Origin of the sequence: Pseudomonas sivasensis (assembly GCF_013778505.1) — a bacterium.
GTDB lineage: Bacteria > Pseudomonadota > Gammaproteobacteria > Pseudomonadales > Pseudomonadaceae > Aquipseudomonas > Aquipseudomonas sivasensis.
In genome coordinates, this window is record NZ_JAAOWU010000006.1 from 77,304 (window position 1) to 98,636 (window position 21,333).

Sequence of the window (21,333 nt, forward strand, 5' to 3'; positions counted from 1 at the left end):
GTGGCTCCTTAATACAGGCATTCAACGGCCATGGCTGTGGCTTCACCACCGCCGATGCAGATCGCGGCAACGCCACGCTTGAGGCCCTTCTGGCGCAGGGCCGAGAGCAAGGTCACCAGGATGCGGGCACCCGAGGCACCAATCGGGTGGCCGAGGGCGCAGGCACCGCCGTGCACGTTGACCTTGGAATGGGGGATTTGCAGCTTGCTCATGGTCACTAGGCTGACCACCGCGAAGGCTTCGTTGATCTCGAACAGATCCACTTCATCAAGGTTCCAGCCGGTCTTGCTCATCAATTTGCGAATCGCACCCACTGGCGCCACGGGAAACAGCCCCGGCTCATCGGCAAATGCAGCATGCCCATGGATCACCGCCAACGGCTTGAGCCCACGCTTGTGCGCCTCGGACTCGCGCATCAGCAGCAGCGCCGCAGCACCGTCGGAAATCGAGCTGGAGTTGGCCGCTGTCACCGTGCCGCCTTCGCGAAACGCCGGTTTGAGGCTGGCAATCTTGTCCAGCTTGGCTTTGGGGGGCTGCTCATCGTGCAGAATGGTTTTTTGCTCTTTGCCGACAGTGACCTGTACCGGGACGATTTCGGCAGCGAAGTTGCCGTGGGTAATCGCCTCCTGAGCGCGGGTCAGGGAGGCAATGGCGAAGGCGTCCTGGGCTTCACGGGTGAAGCCGTTATGCAGGGCGCAGTCTTCGGCGAAGGTGCCCATCAGACGGCCCTTGTCGTAAGCGTCTTCCAGGCCGTCGAGGAACATGTGGTCGAGGACGCGGCCATGACCCATGCGGTAGCCACTGCGGGCGCGGTCCAGCAAATACGGCGCGTTGGACATGCTCTCCATACCGCCAGCAATCACCACATCGACACTGCCCGCCAGCAGTGAATCATGGGCCAGGATGGCGGCTTCCATACCTGAGCCGCACATCTTGTTGAGGGTGGTGCAACGGGTGGACTTGTCCAACCCGGCGCCCAATGCCGCTTGCCGCGCTGGCGCCTGGCCCAGGCCAGCAGGGAGTACGCAGCCAAACAGCACTTCATCCACGGCGTCGGTGGCGATACCGGCGCGCTCAACCGCTGCACGAATAGCGGCGGCACCGAGTTGAGGCGCGGTCAGTCCCTTGAGGTCACCCTGGAACCCGCCCATGGGCGTGCGCACGGCGCTGACAATCACGATGGGATCAGTCATGGGTCACTCTCCTTACTTGGCTGCCATGCGCAAGGCGCCGTCAAGACGGATCACCTCGCCATTGAGCATGCTGTTTTCAATGATGTGCCGCACCAGTGCGGCGTATTCGGCAGGCTTGCCCAGGCGTGGCGGGAATGGCACGCCGGCGGCCAGGGAGTCGCGCACTTGCGGCGTCATGCCGGCCATCATGGGCGTCTCGAAGATACCGGGAGCGATGGTCATTACGCGAATACCGAAACGCGCCAATTCACGAGCCGCGGGCAGTGTGAGGCTGGCGATGGCACCTTTGGAGGCCGCATACGCAGCCTGACCGATTTGCCCATCGAAGGCGGCCACGGAAGCGGTATTGATGATCACGCCGCGTTCACCGTCGGCATTCGCTTCGGTTTCCGCAATGGCCGCAGCGGCCAGGCGTAACAGGTTGAAGCTGCCGATCAGGTTGACGTTGATCACCTGGGCGAAGTTCGCCAGAACGTGAGGGCCGTTCTTGCCGAGAATTTTCTCGCCGCGCACCACGCCTGCGCAATTGACCAACCCGTGCAAGCCGCCAAAGGTAGAAACCGTGGCTTGAACGGCGGTTTCAGCAGCAGCTTCCTGGCTGATGTCAGCCACCGCACTGCGGGCGTTTTCACCCAATTGCTTGGCCTTGGCGGCGACCGCTTCGGCGTTCAAATCCACCAGCATCACCTTGGCACCAGCGGCGATCAGCATCTCAGCGGTGGCCGCGCCGAGGCCCGAAGCGCCGCCGCTGACCAGAAAAACCTTGTTTTCAATCTGCATCATTGTTTCCTTGAACGATGGACCGGGTAACGAGCGTATGGCCCAGATAGTCGCTTGGGTGCTGCACAGCGACAATGGTCAAAGCTTTCAACATGGCTGACTGGTTTGGCCAAGGGGGCAAGGCACTGGTGGTGAGTGGACTTGCCCCGCCCACCACAGAGGCCTGCTTAACACAGAAGCTGGCGCACCTCCGATCATAGACCCCACCGATCAGCCGGTAAGCCCAAGCGATTGGACGCCCTCCCTATCAGCTTCTAACCTGATGGACTGCGCCACCAAAGAAGCCCCCCATGATCGTGCGTCCTAAACCCAATCTCCTGGGTATCCTGTTTTCCCTCAAAGGTTCGATTGCCAAACGCATCGCCCTGCGCAGCCTACTGGTCACGTTGCTGGCGTCAGTGATCGTGCTCGTGGAAACCCTGCACCCCGCGTACTTCTCCAAGGTCAACGCCACGCCCTTCACCTTGCTCGGGCTCTCGTTGTCGATCTTCATGAGCTTTCGCAACAATGCCTGCTATGACCGTTGGTGGGAGGGCCGCAAGCAGTTGGGGCAGATGATCATCGAGGTGCGCTCGCTGATCCGTGAAACACAAGTACTCGCCGATGCCGCTGAACGTGCGCGCGTGTTGCGCGGGCTGGGGGGCTTTGCCCATGGGTTGATCGCACGACTGCGCCATGAAAATGAAGCCCAGGCGATACAGCCCTGGGCCAGTGTGGAAGCGGACCATCCCAACCTGCCGGACCGTGTGCTGCAACAGCTCGGCGGGCGGTTTTCGGTACTGGCTCAGCAGGGCGTCATCAGCGAATGGCGCTACACCCAGCTGGAAACCCGCTTGGTCGGCCTGAGTCAGGTTCAGGCCTCGTGCGAGCGGATAAAGACCACGCCACTGCCCTTCCCTTACACGCTGCTTTTGCACCGCACCATCTACCTGTTCTGTATTCTGCTGCCTTTCGCCATGGCCGAACCTCTGGGCTGGCTGACACCGGTGTTCACCGCCATTGTCAGCTACACCTTTTTTGGCCTGGATGAAATCGGCGATGACCTGGAAGACCCGTTCGGCTTTGATGAAAACGACCTGCCCTGCAATGCGCTCCTACGCACCTTGGAGCGTGAGATTCTCGCGGCGCTGGGCGAAACCGAACTGCCAGCGCCCTTGGAACCAGTGGAGTACGTGCTCACACCTGACGCCGGTTTGACACCTGCCCTGGTCTGACCGAAGCTGACGGCCTTTGTAATAGCTACTCAAGCTTTCGGACGCCTGCATGTCAAAGTCACGCCGTTACGCCATCGTCGGCCTGTGCGCCCTGTTCTTCATTGTGCTGCTCACCTGGTATTTCTCCCGCTCCGCCCCGGTGGCTGTGGCTCCCGCGATTGCCCATGGCTACGCCAAAGCGTTGAAACAGGCGCGTAACGGCGAGCCTGGCGCCGCCCGAGTGCTGTATCAGCAATTGGGCCGCCCGGACCTGACCGATGAGCGCCGCGCCGCCCTGCATGCCGAACTGCACAACTATCCAAGCCCCCAGGCCCTGAAGCTGGCGGATAAAGACCTGATCAATGAATCGCCGGTGGTGCGCGAAGCGGCGATCCACAGCATTGTCGGCCTTGTGCCCACGGGCCAGCGCACCCTGCTGCTGGGCCCGGCGCTGGATGACCCCGAGCAAAGCGTGCGCTTTGCCGCCGCCAATGCTTTGCTCGGCCTGTCGCCGGATACACTTGGCCTGTATTTCGGGCCGCTGCAGCAGGTGTTGGACGAATTCGTGAAATACCTCAAGGCCCAGCCCGAAACCGCCGAGGGGTGGATTCAGCTGGCACGCCTCTACATCCACAGCGCGCTGTTGCCGGAGGCGCAACAGGCCCTGGAACAGGCGATGCGTTTGCAACCGGACAACCTGCAAGCAGTGGTCGCGCAGATCGAGCTGTTGGATAAGCAAGGCAAGACCGACGAGTCCCGCCAATTGCTGGCGCGGCAGTTGGCGTCTCACCCCGAATCCGCCTACTTGCAACACGCCCTCGGCATGTGGCTGCTGCACCATGGCGAGCGGCCTTATGCCCTCCTCGGCCTGTCCAAAGCGGTAGAGCTTGAGCCGGATAATCAGGATTACCGCTACGACCTGGCCACCACCCTGCACGACCAGCAGGAGCTGGAGGCAGCGCAGCGCCAATTGGAAGAAATCGTCCAGCGCCACCCGGCCAATCGCAAGGCTCGGGTGCTGCTGGTCAACTACTGGAAAGAGAGTGGGCAGTTGCAGAATGTCCAAGTGCTGCTGGCTCAGCTTGAGCAACAGAATCCGGACGATCCGGCCTTGCAGCAAGGGCTCTAAGACACGCCACGACACCTCGCGGACGGCTCGCCTGTACCGATAAATTGAGCCGTTTGTTGAACGGTTGCATAGTGCCACGGTCAAGTAAACATGGCGTGTTGTGACGAACATGCCCTTCCACTTGTACGTGACCCGAGGGCACTTCTTGTCTACATCCAAAGAGCTGTTCAGTGAAAAGGCGGCCACCGGCATCGAAGGTCTTGATGACATTCTTGCCGGGGGGCTATCGCGCAGCCACCTGTTTTTGCTGGAAGGTGAACCTGGTACCGGTAAAACCACCGTGGCCCTGCATTTCCTTCAGGCCGGGGCAAAAAACGGCGAGCGATCCTTGTACATCACCTTGTCGGAGACTGAGCGCGAGTTGCGCCAGGGCGCCAAGTCCCACGGTTGGGACCTGGATGACAACATCCATATTTTTGAGCTGACCCCACCGGAAAGCTTGCTCAATGCCGAGCACCAACAGAGCCTGCTGTATTCCTCTGACCTTGAGCTGGGTGAAGCCACGCGGCAGATCTTTGAGGTGGTGGAACGGGTCAAGCCAACCCGCGTGGTCGTCGACAGCCTCTCTGAGATCCGCCTGCTGGCGCAGAGTTCGTTGCGTTATCGCCGGCAGATCCTCGCCATCAAGCACTACTTTGTGCGTTATGACGCCACCGTACTGCTGTTGGACGACCTGACCACTGAATCCCTGGATAAAACCGTGCACAGCGTGGCCCACGGCGTGATCCGTCTGGAAGAATTGACGCCGAACTACGGTGCCGAACGCCGCCGCGTTCGCGTGGTGAAGTACCGTGGACAGAAGTATCGCGGCGGTTTCCACGACTTCACCATCATGCAGGACGGGGTGCATGTATTCCCTCGCCTGGTGGCCGCCGAACACCGCGGTGGTTACAACCGCCAGACGCTCACCAGCGGCATCAGCGAGATGGACTCATTGTTGGGCGGCGGTATCGAGACGGGCTCCAGCAGCCTGATTCTCGGCCCGGCCGGTACCGGCAAATCGTTGATCTCGATGATCTTCGCTGCCGCCGCTGTGTTACGCGGAGAGAAGGCAGCGCTGTTTATCTTCGACGAAGAGCTGGGGTTGTTGTTTGATCGCATGAACAACATGGGTATCGACCTTGAAGCGCTGCAGGCCACCGGCAACTTGATGATCGAACAAGTGGACGCTGCCGAACTGTCCCCTGGCGAGTTCTCCCACCGGGTGCGCCGCGCTGTCGACGAAGGGGGTATCAAAACCGTGGTGATCGACAGCATCAACGGTTACCAGGCGGCGATGCCTGAAGAAAATGCGCTGATCCTGCACATGCACGAGTTGCTGCTGTACCTCAACCGGCGCGGTGCGGCGACCTTCATGACCGTCGCTCAACACGGGTTGGTGGGTGACATGCAAGCACCGGTCGACATCACCTACTTGGCCGACACCGTGATTCTGCTGCGTTACTTCGAAGCGCTGGGCAAAGTCCGCCGGGCGATTTCGATCATCAAGAAACGTACCGGCGCCCACGAGTCGACCATTCGTGAATACCGCATCAGCAACCGTGGCTTGACCGTCGGCGAGCCCTTGGACAACTTCCAGGGCGTACTGCGCGGCATCCCGACCTACATGGGCGCAGGCTCCCCTTTGCTCAAGGATGAGCAATAGTGCCGAATCTACTTGGCGTTTCCGAACGCGCGATCATCCTGGCGCCAGTGGGGCGCGACAGTTCACTGGCGTTGATGATGCTCAACGAAGCCGGTTACTCCGGCATCGTCGCGACCCACCTGCCGATGCTGTGCGACGCGATGGAAGAAGGTGCAGGTCTGTTGATCATTGCCGCCGAAGCCTTGCGCGGTATCGATCTGGAGCCGCTGCTGGAAAAACTGCACCAGCAGCCCGCTTGGTCGGATATGCCCATCGTGCTGATGACCCATCACGGCGGCAGCGAACAGAACGGTTCGTCCCACCTCAGTGGCCTGCTCGGCAATGTGACCTTCCTGGAGCGGCCCTTCCACCCGGTGACCCTGATCAGCCTGGTCAGCGCTGCTCTGCGCGGCCGTCGTCGCCAGTACGAGGCGCGTGACCGCCTGATCGACTTGAGCGAAAGCGAACTGCGCCTGCAACGCACACTTGAAACCCTTGAACAACAAGTCGAAGAGCGCACCGCGCAACTGCGCCACAACGAAGAGGCGCTGCGCCAATCACAGAAAATGGAAGCCGTCGGCCAATTAACGGGCGGTATCGCCCACGACTTTAACAATATGCTCACCGGGATTATCGGCAGCCTCGAGTTACTGCGCAGGCGCGTGTCCCGTGGCAAGTTGGACGACCTCGATAGCCTCATCGATCTTGGCGTCACGTCAGCTAACCGCGCAGCCGGATTGACCCATCGGTTGCTAGCGTTTTCCCGCCGGCAATCCTTGGACTCCAAACCGGTCAATATCAATGAACTGGTCAGCTCCATGGGTGAACTGCTGCAACGCAGCATCAATGAAAGCATTACCCTTGAGATGCAACTCACCGACCAGCCTTGGACAGCTGAAGCCGACCCCAATCAGCTGGAAAGCGCCCTGCTCAACCTGGTGCTCAATGCCCGCGATGCAATGCCCAACGGCGGCAAGCTGACGGTGGAAACGTCGAATCGGCACCTGGACAGCGTTTTCACCGCTGCGTTTGGCACCCTGCCCCCAGGCGATTACGTTGAGCTGAGCATCAGTGATAACGGCTGCGGCATCCCGCAAAGCGTGATTGGCCGTGTGTTCGATCCCTTCTTTACCACCAAGCCGATCGGCCAAGGCACCGGCCTTGGTTTATCGATGATCTACGGCTTCGCCCGTCAGTCCCGCGGACACGTCACCCTGCACAGCGAGGTGGGCCTGGGGACGACCGTCAGCCTGTTCCTGCCACGTTTTCTGGGTGAGACCGTCGTGCCCGCACCCGTCGACCCTGCGTTGCTGCCATTTGCCAATTCCGGGGAGACCGTGCTGATCGTCGAGGACGATCCCGCCGTACGCGTGCTGGTCAGCGCAGTACTTAAAGAGCTGGGTTATGGGTTTGTTGAGGCAGAGGACGCCAATACGGCATTGCCGATCATTGAATCTGAACAGCGGATCGACCTGTTGATCAGCGATGTCGGCTTGCCCGGCATGAACGGCAGACAAATGGCAGAGATCGGCCGGCAGATGCGACCGGATCTGAAGGTATTGTTTATTACCGGCTATGCCGAACATGCCGCCGTGCGCGGTGGTTTTCTCGACCCTGGCATGCAGTTGATTACCAAGCCATTTACCTTTGATTTGTTGACGGCGAAGGTGCGGGAGATGATCCGGGCGTGATGTGATGCATGTATTGCTTGCGGCACAGCCAGGTCAAGAGGGAAAAGTTCGGAAATCATTGGCGTCGGGATAAGCGGAATCGCCAGAACGGTTTTGGGTACTGAGAGTGACACCTAGGGTGTTCCTCCCTGCCGACCTGACGAGCTAGCCAATGATCCCATCCCGTAATGATGTAGTGCTCAGTCATCACCTCCCGATGAACGTCAACGCGCCACTGACGTCCGTAGATCAATCCCAGTTCAATAAGCCTGGGCTCAGGACTGAAGGTCCCGTCCCCTCCCATGACACCGCCCGTTCCGAGGGCGACAGCCTTCTGGCCGAGATTTATGGCAAGGCACTCCTTCGCTTGACTGATGTTGAAAGTCAGGATCGGGAGGTGATGATAGGAAACATTCCTCCCAACTCCACATTCGGTCAGTGGTGGGCGCAATTAGGGCGAGCGATGCAGTCCGATGATGTCAAGGAGTGGATGAGACACATCGGGGTGGATAGCCGCACAGTGAAAATCACGCCCGAATCGGGTCAAGTATCTTTCAAAGTTCAGCGCTATATCGCCGCATCACCAGTGACACAGACGCATGGCCAGGAAGACAAGCAGTGGTCCGGGGTAAGCGGCCCTGTCGTTGAGGCGGCGAAGGTCATAGCGGCGGGCAACGGACTTTCCACTTTCTCCCCGCCGTTGTCCGAACACAGCAACAGCGCGCCGTTATGGCTGGTGAAGCGCTTCTATCGGGAGCCCGAAAAATCGTCAGTCGCAGAGCGCCAGGACAGAGCGGCGCAATTGGCGCAGGATAAATCCTTTGCGCAGCTACCCGCCGGCCTTCAAGAGGCGCGCAGTGAGGAGGCACTCACAGGGCAAAAGAAGGCCCTGGGAGATAAGAATACCCGCCGTGATGCCGCGTTTGCGTTCACGCATCTCGCCATGCTTTTAAAGCGCGGCGATCTTCCCCCCGAGCTGATTCTTGATCACCTGCAAAAAAACAACGTCCAGATCGCCCCCGACAGCAGCTATCCAGAAGCTGCCATGAACACATGGGGCGAAGCCACACTTGAGCACTACCTGCAGGCAAACGGTTGGGATATTCCCACCAATCACCAGGAAGCGGAGAATCTCGCCGCGGCCCTGCTCAGACCAGAACCCCAACACCCGCCCCATGGCAACTATGGCGGTGCACTGGCATGGCCGATACCACTCGACACCCGCAGCCAGTGGCAACTGAGGGCAAACCTACGTCACGGCAAGATCGGCGACATTGACCTGAAGCCTTTCAAGAGCGTGCTGGAGTACCTGGCGCAAGACGCGACATTCGAGCCTTCCGAGTTACGTCATCCTCAACGGGTCCTCGACAGGTTGATCCAGTCGCCCAGGGGGCAGGCACTTGGCGAAGCACTGCAGAGCAGTTTCGATGCAAAGTCTGTGAAAGGCAGTCCCAACGACTGGCTGCTGGCTGCGCTGAGTATTGACCGTAAGGTTCAACCAGGCGCTCCCAGAGGCTACGTAGCGGGCATTTCTACCTTGGGCCCTAATGTTTACGGGAAGCCTGTAGCGGGCATCGTCAAGGACCTGAGCGACTACCTGGTGTCCTCAGGCCAAGCATCATCGACCGAGAAAGCAGCGCTGCAAGCCCACCTGTTGTTGGCAAGCCGTACGCCGGAGTTGCTGGTCAAGGACATCCCCGAAAGCCTGACCTTCGGCTCTCACAGTTGGGTCAGTTTTGTCACCGCCGTCGGGCGCCTTGAGGCGAAGGCAGCGGGATCAACGGCGGCGATGACCTATGGCGAGGTGATGCTGCAAGCGGCGATCGCACCGATCTCTGAAGAGGAGCGCCGTACTGAGTTCCTTGTCCAGCAGGAACCGCTCAAGGACTGGGGGCGTGCCAATGGCTTGCCTTACCCTGAAAACGAAACGCAGATGAACGCAGTGCGCAACGCGTTTCATGCTCGGATCGCTGAATTGAAAACTGCCAGCGACGCGCAACGTGCACCGATGCCGATAGCCAGGGACATGGCGCGGGAACAGTTACAGAAGGCGCTGCCGCACATGGCTGCGGCACTTTTTGATGAAAAGTGCATCACGCTGGAGCCTTCTGTTGCGGATTTCCCCGGACCTTATTCGGTCCTGGATTTGTACATGGATGGAAGAAGTGCACATGGCGCACCCACCGCCCAACCCGATGCTTTTTATAGAGCGCTCTTCACCGACGGATCCCCCTACTCGCCCAGCAGGTTTGTTTCGTCAGCCTCTGGCGTCAATATCAGCGAGGTCCTGAAAACGATAAAACAACTCCCTCATCTTTCCTCGGCCTTCAAAAGTGCGTTTTCGGCGTACTGCTCAGGCATGGAAAAAAGCCTGGGCACGCAAGTCAAACACTTGATATCGCAACAACCCATTTCCACGCGAAATAATCTTGAACTCGGAAAATTAACTATTGTTAAAGAGCAATACATTGACTATCAACCCATCTCTCTCATGCCGAAAATACGCGAGCGTGACGATCACAACCTGTTGGTCAAAACTGAACGCATGGGTCAGATTCATACCTACGAGATAGATCTGAAACACGCAAAAATTACCGAACGTACCGACCTGGGCGATTTTCGACCTGGAAGATTCCCAACCGGTCACACCCATCCTGATAGAAAACTTGTCCAGGTGATTCCCGATACACCGTCCGCGTCAGGCCTCACGGATGAAAAAAGTAGCGCAACCGCCACGCCCGATAGCTTTAACAGTGAACGTACCTCTTATATTGCCGATGCTTTTATCAAACACATCAATATCAAAGCACTCACAATGGAGGCCCAACAACAAACGACCTTTGACACTGAGGAGCCTTTTCACAAAAAGGTGCGTGAGTTCATGTTGAATCTGATCCCATTAAGGTCGGCGATTTTCAACTTTCAAAACGGTGATTACGCTGAAGGCGTTTTGGATCTGACATTGGATGTGTTTGGTTTTATCGTCGGGGCCGGTGCGGCGGCAAAGGGCGCCAAAGCAATGATGTCCGGCGCTTCCGCACTCAGCAAGCTGCTCCACGGCGCTAAGATTGTCGGGCGCACAGCCATAGGAAGTCTTAATCCCTTCGACGGCGCAACGGACCTCGCCAAGGGGGCCTTTTACCTCGCGAAAACTGGTTCCACATCAGTACTAAAGGGTTTTAGAACACTGACTCATTCTGCTGGCAGTTATGACCTTGTGTCCGCCAGTAAACGTTTCGACGCGGCCTCGGTGGGAACATTCAAGGTCAACAACGAGTTCATTGAAGCACCGGCAACCCTTCTCGATGGAAAGTGGCACGCCTTCAACCCGGCAACCGGGCAACCCTACGGCCCTGCCATAAAAGACTTCCTGCCTTCGGTACACAGCAATGATTTGGGAAGTTTTGCGACAGCAACGGACCCTGCAAAAAGAATAAGTGGCGCGGTGGTCGGCGACTGGAAGAAATCCGTTAGAACCCATCGAGAAGGGCCAGATAAAGAGGCGTTTGACCGCGGCTATATTTACGGAGACCCGCGGAAGATCAATGGCTACTCCAATAAGATGTCATTGGCTGACTTAATGAAGCTTGGCGCCAGTAAAACCCTAACATCAGAACAGGTCGGCATGTTGGTCAAAAAATATGACGACATGGCCTATCAGTTCGGTAAAAACACATCGGCGCGATTTATAGGCAACATTGAGCCGCGCTTCGGCGACGTTACGCCTATGCCCCAAATCATTTACCTCACCCAAACCGGACAATTGTCTGATGGTCAGTGCGCGGCTCTCGCACGTGCCATGGCAACGGCGATGGCGCAAGGCAAGGAGCAAGTGTTAATCAAGAATATGTACACCGCCGCGGCCTTTGCTTTAGATCCGGCCTCCAGGGATTTCGTCGCCAAGCTCAGTAAAATCCAAAGCAAAACGGGTGGCCAAAGTGCCTTCCACGCAGGACAGCCCACCCGCCAGGTTTCCATTCAAGACATGGTCAGGGAGCTGTCCAATTCGACGGTTTCGAAATCATTAATGATCGACTCTCCAGGCCATGCGATGGCCGCGGGAGTAAAAGTCGATGGCGGGTATAAAACGTATTACTTTTATGATCCCAACCATGGTCTCGCCAACTTCTCAAGCGCAGAGGCGATGCAAAAAGGCTTAGAAAAACTGACGCGTGACAAGAAACTTCAGCCCCCCTATAAAACCCATAGCACCGACCCAACAAAGTTGGAATTCAAGGTCTTTGATCACACGGATGACTGGCAGCAAAAAAACAGCGTTTTCAATCTGGACGTCAACAGCTTGTACAGCGCCCCCCTCACTCCGTCCGGCCCCCAAAAACTGTCTAACACTCAGTTGAGACAGAACTTGGAAATACTGCACAAAGCGCCGGGTAATCAGGGCTTGGTTTGTTACGAGGCGTCTATGCGGGTGGGGCAGGCTGAAAAAAGCCTTTCATCTGAAGTGTACGATGCTGTCATAAAGGCTACAGACCGCAGCGGCGGCACAAACTATTCGCCGCATTACCTGGACCTGATGGGAATCAAAACAGATAGCCTCCAAACGGTGTTCAACAGCGCTGACATTACAGAGTCCGGGCTATTGAATTTCAAGCATACCAATGAGGGCGAAGCGTTCGCGCACACCGTCTACATCCAAAAAACCAAAGACAATCAGTTGTACCTTTTCAACACTAATAGTCCAGATCTGGATATGGCCATGATCAAAAATGGCAACCTCCCGGTGATTAGCGGCGGTATGACGGTCTATCCACTGAGCAACGACAAAGGTCTGCAGGCCTTCCTCAATGGTATTGACGGAAAACGCGGTTGGCAGTTCGCGTACACGCCAGCCAGTACGCTCAACGCCAATGTTCAAAGGTTAAAACGTTAACGATTGAATTGAGTGGCGCCCACGCGCCACTTTTTCACGCCAGCAAGCGTTGGATATGCTCGTGCAGGGTATCCAGGTCAAACGGCTTGGCCAGGATCGGCGCATTGCGCGTGATCGGGCTGTTGCATTCGAGAATTTCCTGCGGGTAACCGCTGATAAAAATGACCTTCAATTCCGGTCGCAACTGGATCGCCGGTTCTGCGATCTGCACCCCGGAAATCCCGCCCGGCAGACGGTAGTCGGTGACCATCAAGTCCAAGTGCGGCTTGGTCGCCAGAATCTCGAACGCTTGCTTGCCGTCGATCGCCTTCAGGACCCGATAACCCAGGCCTGCCAGGTATTCACCCAGCACAAACATAATGGATTCGTCGTCCTCGACGATCAGTACGACATCTTGTGCATCTTCACTCATGGGAAGCCTTCGTTCGGTCAATTGCTGCAAGTACGACCATGGGGTCACGCAGAGGTTGCGTCGAAGTGACGATTGATTTCACGCTGACGTTTCAAGGGGCAGACACACCCGAAACAGCGCGCCCTCGCCTATCTGGCTTTCGACCTCGATGGTGCCGCCATGGGCCGCAACGATCTGCTCGGAAATAAACAGCCCAAGGCCCAGGCCCGCCGCCACTTGGCTGGCAGACACGCGCTCGAACTGCTGGAAAATACGCTTCTGGTTCTCTGCACTGATGCCGATGCCGTGGTCGCGCACTTCGACCCGAGCTTCGCCATGCTCGCTGTACACCTGCACCTCCACCGGGCTTTTGGCCCCGTAGCGCAAGGCATTGGTCAGCAGGTTGGTGACTACCTGCTCAATGCGGAACTCATCCCAGTTCCCTTCGACGGGCCCTTGCACAACCAGTTGCATCGACGAGTCGGCGGCTGCCACTTGCGGCGCGAAGTTCTCCACCAGGTTGCTGACCAGTTGCGCGAGGTCAAACCTTGCGGGGCGGATCGACAGCTTGCCGGTGCGAATGCGCGACACATCAAGCATGTCTTCAATCAGGCGAATCAAGCTTTTGATCTGCCGCTCATCGCGGTCAACCATCGCGTGCATCTTGTCCAGGGTGAACGCGGCGGCGTTATCCCGGGCCAGGTGCATCTTGCGTAGCTGTGTCTCCAGGATCAGCCCGTTAAGGGGCGTACGCACCTCATGGGCGACAATCGACATAAAGTCATCACGCATGCGCACAGCCTGTTCCAACTCGGCCTGGGTGGCCTGCAGGCGGTTCAGCAACTGCTCCTGCTCGCGGCGGCTGCGCTCCAACGCTTCAACCTGTTGCTTCATGGCCTTGCTTTGGCGGTACAAGTCGACGAAGACATTGACCTTGCTCTTCACCGCGTGGATATCCAGCGGTTTATGCAGGAAGTCCACCGCGCCGCTCTCGTAGCCCTTGAAGGCGTAGTTGAGTTCGCGGCCGGCGGCACTGACGAACACGATCGGGATGTTCTTGGTTTTTTCGGTGCCTCGCATCAGTTCGGCCAATTCAAAACCGTTCATGCCGGGCATCTGCACGTCGAGAATCGCCATGGCGAATTCGTGTTCCAGTAACAGGGACAAGGCCTCGTCGGCGCTCAACGCTTTGAAGACCTGGCGATCCTCGCGTTTGATCAGCGCTTCGAGAGCCAGCAGGTTCTCCGGCAGATCGTCGACGATCAACAGTTTGGCCTGGAAGGTACTTAACATGGGGAGGATTCCAGCAAAGCCAGCAACGAGCCAATTTGGCTCAGCGTGAGAATATGGTCAGGTGTATGCAAGGCCAGGGCCGCTAGCGGCATCACCGAAATACGCGCCTCGGCGGGGTCTTGCACGACGGTGATCCCCCCCGAGCGCTTGACATGGGCCAACCCTTTCGCGCCGTCCTGGTTGGCGCCGGTCAGCAGAATAGCCAGCAAGTTTTTGCCATAGGCATCAGCGGCGGACGCGAACAGGTAATCGATGGCGGGCCGGGAATGATGCACGCGATCCTCCTGGCTCAGGGACAGGCTGCGGTCATGCTCCACCGACAGGTGATAGCCGGGACCGGCGAAATACAGGGAGCCCGCTGCAATAATTTCTTTGTCACGAGCTTCAAGCACCGGGATACGCAAGCGCCGCGCAAATACCTCGGCCAGCTGGCTGCGGCGCTCATCTGGCAGGTGCAGCACGGCAATGATCGGCAATCCAAAGCCCGCAGGCAGCTCGCCAAAAATATGCAGCAACGCCTCCACACCGCCGGCAGATGCGCCGACGACGATGGCTTCAATCCCGCGAATCGGGCTGGCTTGCGCGTCGTTCATGATTTCCGGTAGATCCGCTCTTGCTTGACCAAGGCTTCGAACTGCTTGCTGTAGGCAGAAAAATCCAGGGTTTCCTTACTGCCCAGCACCAGGAAGCCGCGATGGCACAGCGACTCATGAAACAACCCAAACGCCCTGTCTTGCAACTTTTTATTGAAATAAATCAGTACGTTACGGCATGAAATTAATTGAGTTTCTGAGAACACGCTATCGGTCGCCAGGCTGTGATCAGCAAAGGTCACGTTCTCGCGCAGCGTCTTGTCGAAGATCGCGTAATCGTAAGCCGCCGTGTAGTAGTCGGCAAATGAACGCTGCCCACCCGCCTGCTGATAGTTGGCGGTATAGGCGCGCACGTTCTCCAGGGAAAAGATGCCCTGCTTGGCTTTATCGAGCGAGGCAGGATTGATGTCCGTGGCATAGATGATCGTGCGCTCCAGCAGCCCTTCTTCGCGCAGCAGGATCGCCATGGAGTACACCTCCTCCCCTGTGCTGCAGCCGGCGATCCAGATCTTGATCGACGGATAGGTTTTGAGCAGCGGTACGACTTCCTGGCGGATCGCCAGGAAGTGCGACGGGTCGCGAAACATCTCGCTCACCGGGATCGTGAGAAATTGCAGCAATTGCATGAATGCCGCTGGATCATGCAGCACCCGTTCCTGCAACGCCGAAATGGTCGCGCAGTCGAACTGGCGCAGGGCGTGAGCCACACGGCGTTTGACCGACGCACCCGAGTAGTCGCGAAAGTCATAGCTGTACTTGAGGTATATCGCCTCAATCAGCAGGCGCAGCTCAATGTCGCTGCTCTTGTCCAAAAAAACGTGCTCCACTTAAATGCGTTCCATCTTGGGTAGCCATACGCGAATCAGTGAGAACAGACGGTCCAGATCGATCGGCTTTGCCAAGTAATCGTTGGAACCCGCCGCGAGGCAGCGCTCCTGATCGTCCTTCATGGCCTTGGCCGTCACCGCAATAATCGGCAGCTTCTTCCAACGCGGGTCCTGGCGGATCAGGGCGGTGGCTTCGTAACCGTCCATCTCCGGCATCATCACGTCCATCAGCACCAGGTCGATATCGTCGACTTCATTGAGTTTCTCGATGGCTTCACGGCCGTTACGCCCGATCACCACCACGGCACCTTTATGCTCCAGGGCGCTGGTGAGGGCGAAGATGTTGCGCACATCGTCGTCCACCAACAGGATCTTGCGCCCCTCGAAGACCTTGTCGCGGCTGCGGGCAGTCTTGAGCATCTTCTGGCGGTCATGGGACAGCTGGGATTCGACTTTGTGCAGAAAGAGTGTGACTTCGTCCAGCAGGCGCTCCGGCGAACGGGCGCCCTTGATGATGATTGAGCGCGAGTACTTGCGCAGCTCGGCCTCTTCATCACGGGTGAGGTTACGCCCGGTGTAGACAATCACTGGCGGGAACGAGCAAATGTCCTCGGTGGCCATGCGCTTGAGCAGCTCGTTGCCGAGCATGTCAGGCAGCTTGAGGTCGATGATCATGCAGTCGTAGACGTTGGTGCGCAGCAGCTCCAACGCGGCCTGGGCGTAACCGACATCGGTAATTTCGATGTCATCGTCGCCGATCAGGCGGGCAATGCTATCGCGTTGCAGGTCGTCGTCTTCCACCAGCAATACGCGCTTGACCTTTTGGGTCAGCTTGGCTTCCAGGCGCGCAAATACGTCCTTGAGCTCCTCGCGGGTGGTGGGTTTCACCGCATACCCGATGGCGCCCATGTGCATGGCAGCTTCGACGCGGTCTTCGACGGATATCACATGTACCGGGATATGTCGGGTACTGGCGTGCTCTTTGAGGCGTTGCAACACGGTCAACCCGGAATGGTCCGGCAGGCGCATGTCCAGCAGGATTGCATCGGGGATGTATTCCTCGGCCAGGCTATAACCCTCATCCGCACCGTGGGCGACCAGGCATTGGTAGCCCAGCTCGTGGGCCAGGTCGAACAGGATGCGCGCGAAGTTAGGCTCGTCTTCTACCACCAGGATGCAGCGCGTGGTGAACGGTGCCTTGTCGCGGTCGTCGGCAAAGCGCGGGATGAGTTTAGTGTCGGTCACCGGTAACGGCGACACTTTGATCGGCGTTGGTGCCGGCACTACGACGGCCTGGCGCGGCTGCTCGATCGGCGGCGCGTCTTCGGCGCGCTCCACGTACTGCTCCGGCAATACCAGCGTGAAAACGCTGCCCTTGCCCGGTTCACTGGTTACGCTGATGTAGCCACCGAGCAAGGCCGCCAGGTCCCGGGAGATCGACAGGCCCAGGCCGGTGCCGCCGTAACGCCGGTTGGTGGTGCCATCGGCCTGGCGGAAGGCTTCGAAGATGCTTTCCTGCTGGTCCGGAGCAATGCCGATCCCGGAATCTCGCACGGTAAAGGCAATGCCCCCTTCCGATGCGCTTGATACCGACAGGCTGACCTGGCCCTGTTCAGTGAACTTGACTGCGTTAGACAGCAGGTTCTTGAGGATCTGCTCCAGGCGCTGGCGGTCGGTGTACAGCATGATCGGCGCACCTGGCTGGATCTCCACCTGGAACCCCAACTTGCGGTCGGCGGCCAGCGGCTCGAACATCCCGCGTAGACCGTCCACAAGACGCGTCACGCTGGAGTTTTCCGGGCGCACTTCCAGTTTGCCGGCTTCCACCTTGGAAATATCCAGGATGTCGTTGATCAGGTTCAGCAGGTCATTACCCGCCGAATAGATCGATTCGGCGAACTTGACCTGTTCGGCACTGAGGTTGTCCTGGGGGTTTTCCGCCAGCAATTTGGCCAGAATCAACGAGCTGTTCAGCGGCGTGCGCAGTTCGTGGGACATGTTGGCGAGGAATTCGGACTTGTACTTGCTGGACCGCTGCAACTCTTCGGCGCGGTCTTCCAGTTCTACCTGAGCCTGATTGAGCTGGATGTTCTTGCGGTCCATGGCGTCGCGCTGTTCGGCCAGGGTCTGGGCCTGCTCGGCCAATTGTTCGTTAGTCTGCTCCAGCTCTGCTTGTTGGGTCTCCAGGTGGGCCTGGGATTCCTTGAGGATGCGTGACTGCTCTTCCAACTCTTCGTTGGCGGTCTTGAGCTCTTCCTGCTGCACTTGCAGCTCTTCGTTGAGCTGCTGGGTTTCGGCCAGCACTTCCTGCAAACGCTGACGATAACGCGCGGCTTCGATGGAGGTGCCGATGTTGCCGCCGATGAGTTCCAGCAACTCAACGTCACGGTCCTCCAGCGGGCGCAGGAAGCCGAGTTCGACTACCCCGTTGACGCGGTCATCATCGCTGGTCGGCATCACAAGCACGCTGCGGGTGGCGCCTTCGCCAAGGCCGGAACTGACTTTAAAGTAGTCCACCGGCACATCGTCCAGGCGAATCAGGCGATCCAGCTGGGCAGCCTGCCCAACGATGCCTTCGTCACTGTAGATCGATTGTTCCAGTTGCTCCTGGTCACGGGAGAAGCCATAAGTGGCGGCCCGCTTGAGGCCGCCGTGCCCTTCGCGTACATACAGCGCCGCAACCGCCGAGCCCATGTATTGGGCGAAAAACTGCAGGATATTGCGCCCTAGCATGTTCAGGCTCAGTTGGCCCAGCACTTGCTCGGCCAGCTCGGTTTGCCCGTTGCGCAACCAAGCCTGCTGTTCGAGGCGCCGTGCAATCTTCTGCTGAGACGCGAGGGTTGCGGCGTAACTCTCTGATAAAGAGAGTAAATTCTTCCTGCCGATATACGCCAGAAAGCCACTCAAACCGAGTACGAATACCAGGTACAAGGTGACACTGATCACCGTGGTGCGCGTCACGTCCTCATTGCGAGTGAGGCGAAGCTGTTGCTCCATCGCCACCGCATCGTCGTACTCCTTGCGAATCTCATCGGTGAGGCGCTTGCCGCGGCCAGCCTTGACCGCGCCGCGGTAATCACCGCTCTGGCGCTGCATATCTATCATCGACTGGGCGTATTTATTCCACTCGTCCTGCATGGCCTCAAGGCGTTTGAGGCGGTCGACCTGTTGCGGGTTATCGGCCACCAGTTCCTGCAAATTGCGCAGGTCGGCAATGATGCGCGGCTTAGCCACTTCGTATGGGTCGAGGAAATGCTCGTCGCCGGTAATCAGGAAACCACGCATGCCGGTTTCCAAGTCCACGGTGAGCTTGGACGACTCGTTAAGGTTATTGATTACCCGATCGGTGTGCTCAACCCACTTGATCACCGTTAGCAAATAGGTAATCAGGCAGACGAAAAACACGGCGCTCAGCACACCCACACCCAGGGGCAATGCCACGTTCCGGCTCAGGAGGTTACGAAAGCTCTTTTCATCGACGGACGACGCAGGAGTCATGGGCATGCCTTGGCCAAATACGGAAAAACCGGGAGTTTGCCCCAAACTGGCGGGCAAGACCATTTTTCTAAAGCTGTTTTGTACAGATTCCTACAGCGGAACAAGCTATTCTCCCTAGCCTTTTGTATTGCATTGTTTTTACCGCTTGCGGGAACTTGTCTACAGGCCGCGCTTACTCAAGGAAGAGGCCTGTCAGAACGGCAGCCGGTAAACCTCGCCTTTTTTGGGAATTCCATATTATGTCCACAGTCATCTCCACCATCCTTGTCGTTGAAGACGACGCCATCGTGCGCATGCTGATCGTCGATGTGCTTGAGGAGTTGGAGTTCAAGGTGCTTGAAGCAGGCGACGCTGAAAAGGCCTTGGAAAAGGTTAAAGATACTGACCAGGTGATTGACCTGATGATGACCGACGTTGGCTTGCCCGATATGGACGGCAAGCAACTGGCAACCAAAGTGCGTGAGTTGCGCCCCTCCCTGCCCATCCTGTTCGCCAGCGGCTATGCCGAAAACATCGATGTGCCTGACGGCATGCAGGTGATTGCCAAGCCGTTTTCCATCGATCAACTGCGTGACAAAGTCAAAGCGATGCTGCCCAACGTTTGACACTCGTCGCCGCCCTGCCCCGTTACTCATTCAATAGGACGCTAGCGCGATCGTGCCCCTCAACGCACGCGCCAAAAGACTTCGAGCGCAACTGGGTGCAAACTTCGTCCGGCAAACACGGGTTCAGCTTTTTACGGCTGTATGCGCCGACCGAGGCCAACGTCGATAAAAGCTGAAAACTGGAAGACATCACCCCTGCTCATTAAGAGACGCAACAACATGATCAAACAACCGACGCGCCTGCTGTTGGCGAGCCTCTCGATACTCATGAGTACCGGCGCCTTGGCCGATTTCACCGCGACCCCGGGCGAAGCGCGGGCTATCGCCAAGGAAGCGTATCTGTATGGCTACCCGGTCGTGCAGATGTACAAGACGCTTTACACCCAGGCCGTTGATAAAGGCGGTGCCAACTTCAAGGCGCCGTTCAACCGGATAGGCAACACCGCCCAGGTGTTTACGCCCAAAGACACGGCGTCCGTGACCCCGAGCTCCGACACGGCCTACTCGTTTGTATGGATGGACCTGCGCAGCGAGCCGCTGGTGCTGACGTTGCCGAAGATCGAAGACAACCGTTACTACTCGGTGCAGTTGATCGATCTTTACACACAGAACTTCGCCTACCTGGGCACCCGCAGCACCGGCAACAACGGCGGCCACTACATGATTGCCGGCCCGGACTGGAAAGGTCAGCAGCCGGTGGACGTTGACCGCGTGGTGTACAGCGAAAGCAACATCGCCTACGCCCTGTACCGCACGCAGCTGTTCGATGAAAAAGACCTGAACAAGGTCAAGCAGATCCAGAGCGGCTACAAAGTCCAGTCCCTGAGCAGCTATGTGAAACAAGCCGCGCCGGCCAAGGCGCCGAAGGTCGAATGGCCCAAGCCTACGGCGACCATGGTCGAAGGCCCGCAGCTGTTCCGCTACCTGAACTTCATGCTCTCCTTCGCCGCCCCTCAGGACAGTGAAAAAGAGCTGCTCGCGCGTTTTGCCAGGATCGGCATCGCCCCCGGCGCACCCTTCGCGCTCAACCAGTTGACCGCCGAGCAGCGCAAAGCCCTGGAAGATGGCATCAGCGATGCCCGCGCTGAATTTGCAGCGTTCAAAAAAGACAGGATCGACACGCATCAAGTGCCCAGCGGTGATTTGTTCGGCAGTCGCGACCATCTGCAAAACAACTACCTGTACCGCTACGCCGGTGCGGACATGGGGATCTTCGGCAACTCCAGCGACGAGGCCGCTTACCTCGAGTACGTCGTCGACAGCGAAGGCAAGCCTGCCAACGGTGCGCGCCACAGTTACACCGTGCATTTCGCCAAGGACCAACTGCCGCCAGCCGATGCGTTCTGGTCCCTGACCCTGTACGACGCAAAGACCAAGTTGCTGGTGCCCAACCACAAGAAACGCTACCTGATCAACTCGCATATGTTGCCTGATCTCAAGCGCGACGCCGATGGCGGCGTGACCCTGGCGCTACAGCACCATGAGCCACCGAAAGCCGAACAGAGCAACTGGTTGCCGGCTCCACCCGGCCCATTCTTCGCTGTGCTGCGCATTTACCTGCCCAAGCCTGAGGTAGGTTCCGGTCAATGGAAGCTACCGCCACTGACGCCGCTTAAGTGACACCTCGCGCCCGGTCGCAACAGCGC

Annotated in this window: 14 protein-coding genes; 7 read left to right on the forward strand and 7 right to left on the reverse strand. The window is 58.1% G+C overall.

Annotation, left to right across the window (positions count from 1 at the left end):
• Nucleotides 1–8: 8 nt before the first annotated feature.
• Together G9Q84_RS12865 and G9Q84_RS12870 are read right to left on the reverse strand one after the other, a co-directional pair.
• Complete coding sequence (locus tag G9Q84_RS12865) at nt 9–1,193, reverse strand: acetyl-CoA C-acyltransferase (RefSeq protein ID WP_032885669.1); 1,185 nt, start codon at nt 1,191–1,193, stop codon at nt 9–11.
• Between the two features lie 12 nt (nt 1,194–1,205).
• A complete protein-coding gene (locus tag G9Q84_RS12870) occupies nt 1,206–1,973 on the reverse strand; it encodes an SDR family NAD(P)-dependent oxidoreductase (protein ID WP_181643455.1) in 768 nt (255 codons plus the stop codon).
• Nucleotides 1,974–2,263: 290 nt separating this feature from the next.
• Here G9Q84_RS12870 and G9Q84_RS12875 point away from each other — a divergent pair, with 290 nt between their 5' ends.
• From G9Q84_RS12875 to G9Q84_RS12895, 5 genes are all read left to right on the forward strand, one after another.
• Nucleotides 2,264–3,187 (forward strand): bestrophin family protein, encoded by a 924-nt coding sequence (locus G9Q84_RS12875; protein ID WP_181643456.1) that lies wholly within the window; start codon nt 2,264–2,266, stop codon nt 3,185–3,187.
• Between the two features lie 49 nt (nt 3,188–3,236).
• Nucleotides 3,237–4,295 carry a tetratricopeptide repeat protein gene (locus G9Q84_RS12880; RefSeq protein WP_095184748.1) on the forward strand — a complete coding sequence of 353 codons (1,059 nt, stop codon included), beginning with the start codon at nt 3,237–3,239 and terminating at the stop codon, nt 4,293–4,295.
• A gap of 145 nt (nt 4,296–4,440) precedes the next feature.
• Nucleotides 4,441–5,940, forward strand: coding sequence for an ATPase domain-containing protein (locus G9Q84_RS12885; protein WP_181643457.1), 1,500 nt, complete (start codon nt 4,441–4,443; stop codon nt 5,938–5,940).
• Nucleotides 5,940–7,610: an ATP-binding protein gene (locus G9Q84_RS12890; protein WP_181643458.1), complete on the forward strand. Its 1,671-nt coding sequence runs from the start codon at nt 5,940–5,942 to the stop codon at nt 7,608–7,610. The genes G9Q84_RS12885 and G9Q84_RS12890 overlap by 1 nt, the downstream gene beginning before the upstream one ends.
• A gap of 151 nt (nt 7,611–7,761) precedes the next feature.
• Nucleotides 7,762–12,480, forward strand: a complete 4,719-nt coding sequence (locus G9Q84_RS12895; protein ID WP_181643459.1) for a DUF8038 domain-containing protein — start codon at nt 7,762–7,764, stop codon at nt 12,478–12,480.
• A 34-nt stretch (nt 12,481–12,514) separates the two neighbouring features.
• Here the strand turns inward: G9Q84_RS12895 and G9Q84_RS12900 are convergent, their stop codons facing one another.
• The 5 genes from G9Q84_RS12900 to G9Q84_RS12920 all read right to left on the reverse strand — a co-directional run bounded on the left by G9Q84_RS12900 (nt 12,515) and on the right by G9Q84_RS12920 (nt 19,082).
• Entirely contained in the window at nt 12,515–12,892 is a 378-nt protein-coding gene (locus tag G9Q84_RS12900; protein ID WP_032885674.1) for a response regulator, read from the reverse strand.
• Between the two features lie 78 nt (nt 12,893–12,970).
• Nucleotides 12,971–14,164, reverse strand: a complete 1,194-nt coding sequence (locus G9Q84_RS12905) for a hybrid sensor histidine kinase/response regulator (protein WP_095184745.1) — start codon at nt 14,162–14,164, stop codon at nt 12,971–12,973.
• Nucleotides 14,158–14,757 (reverse strand): chemotaxis protein CheB, encoded by a 600-nt coding sequence (locus tag G9Q84_RS12910; protein ID WP_032885676.1) that lies wholly within the window; start codon nt 14,755–14,757, stop codon nt 14,158–14,160. Before G9Q84_RS12910 ends, G9Q84_RS12905 begins: the two co-directional genes overlap by 7 nt.
• The gene (locus tag G9Q84_RS12915) at nt 14,754–15,584 is read right to left on the reverse strand and encodes a CheR family methyltransferase (RefSeq protein WP_177326419.1); all 831 of its coding nucleotides are present in this window, start codon (nt 15,582–15,584) and stop codon (nt 14,754–14,756) included. The genes G9Q84_RS12910 and G9Q84_RS12915 overlap by 4 nt, the downstream gene beginning before the upstream one ends.
• Nucleotides 15,585–19,082 (reverse strand): response regulator, encoded by a 3,498-nt coding sequence (locus G9Q84_RS12920; RefSeq protein ID WP_181643460.1) that lies wholly within the window; start codon nt 19,080–19,082, stop codon nt 15,585–15,587.
• Nucleotides 19,083–19,321: 239 nt separating this feature from the next.
• Here G9Q84_RS12920 and G9Q84_RS12925 point away from each other — a divergent pair, with 239 nt between their 5' ends.
• Nucleotides 19,322–19,687, forward strand: a complete 366-nt coding sequence (locus G9Q84_RS12925; protein ID WP_181643461.1) for a response regulator — start codon at nt 19,322–19,324, stop codon at nt 19,685–19,687.
• Between the two features lie 219 nt (nt 19,688–19,906).
• Entirely contained in the window at nt 19,907–21,307 is a 1,401-nt protein-coding gene (locus tag G9Q84_RS12930; RefSeq protein WP_181643462.1) for a DUF1254 domain-containing protein, read from the forward strand.
• Nucleotides 21,308–21,333: the final 26 nt, after the last annotated feature.

Excerpts from the sequence above, each read along its gene's own strand:
- G9Q84_RS12865 (WP_032885669.1), bottom strand. The coding sequence starts at position 1,193 with ATGACTGATCCCATCGTGATTGTCAGCGCCGTGCGCACGCCCATGGGC.
- G9Q84_RS12870 (WP_181643455.1), bottom strand. The coding sequence starts at position 1,973 with ATGCAGATTGAAAACAAGGTTTTTCTGGTCAGCGGCGGCGCTTCGGGC.
- G9Q84_RS12875 (WP_181643456.1), top strand. The coding sequence starts at position 2,264 with ATGATCGTGCGTCCTAAACCCAATCTCCTGGGTATCCTGTTTTCCCTC.
- G9Q84_RS12880 (WP_095184748.1), top strand. The coding sequence starts at position 3,237 with ATGTCAAAGTCACGCCGTTACGCCATCGTCGGCCTGTGCGCCCTGTTC.
- G9Q84_RS12895 (WP_181643459.1), top strand. The coding sequence starts at position 7,762 with ATGATCCCATCCCGTAATGATGTAGTGCTCAGTCATCACCTCCCGATG.
- G9Q84_RS12900 (WP_032885674.1), bottom strand. The coding sequence starts at position 12,892 with ATGAGTGAAGATGCACAAGATGTCGTACTGATCGTCGAGGACGACGAA.
- G9Q84_RS12905 (WP_095184745.1), bottom strand. The coding sequence starts at position 14,164 with ATGTTAAGTACCTTCCAGGCCAAACTGTTGATCGTCGACGATCTGCCG.
- G9Q84_RS12910 (WP_032885676.1), bottom strand. The coding sequence starts at position 14,757 with ATGAACGACGCGCAAGCCAGCCCGATTCGCGGGATTGAAGCCATCGTC.
- G9Q84_RS12920 (WP_181643460.1), bottom strand. The coding sequence starts at position 19,082 with ATGACTCCTGCGTCGTCCGTCGATGAAAAGAGCTTTCGTAACCTCCTG.
- G9Q84_RS12925 (WP_181643461.1), top strand. The coding sequence starts at position 19,322 with ATGTCCACAGTCATCTCCACCATCCTTGTCGTTGAAGACGACGCCATC.
- G9Q84_RS12930 (WP_181643462.1), top strand. The coding sequence starts at position 19,907 with ATGATCAAACAACCGACGCGCCTGCTGTTGGCGAGCCTCTCGATACTC.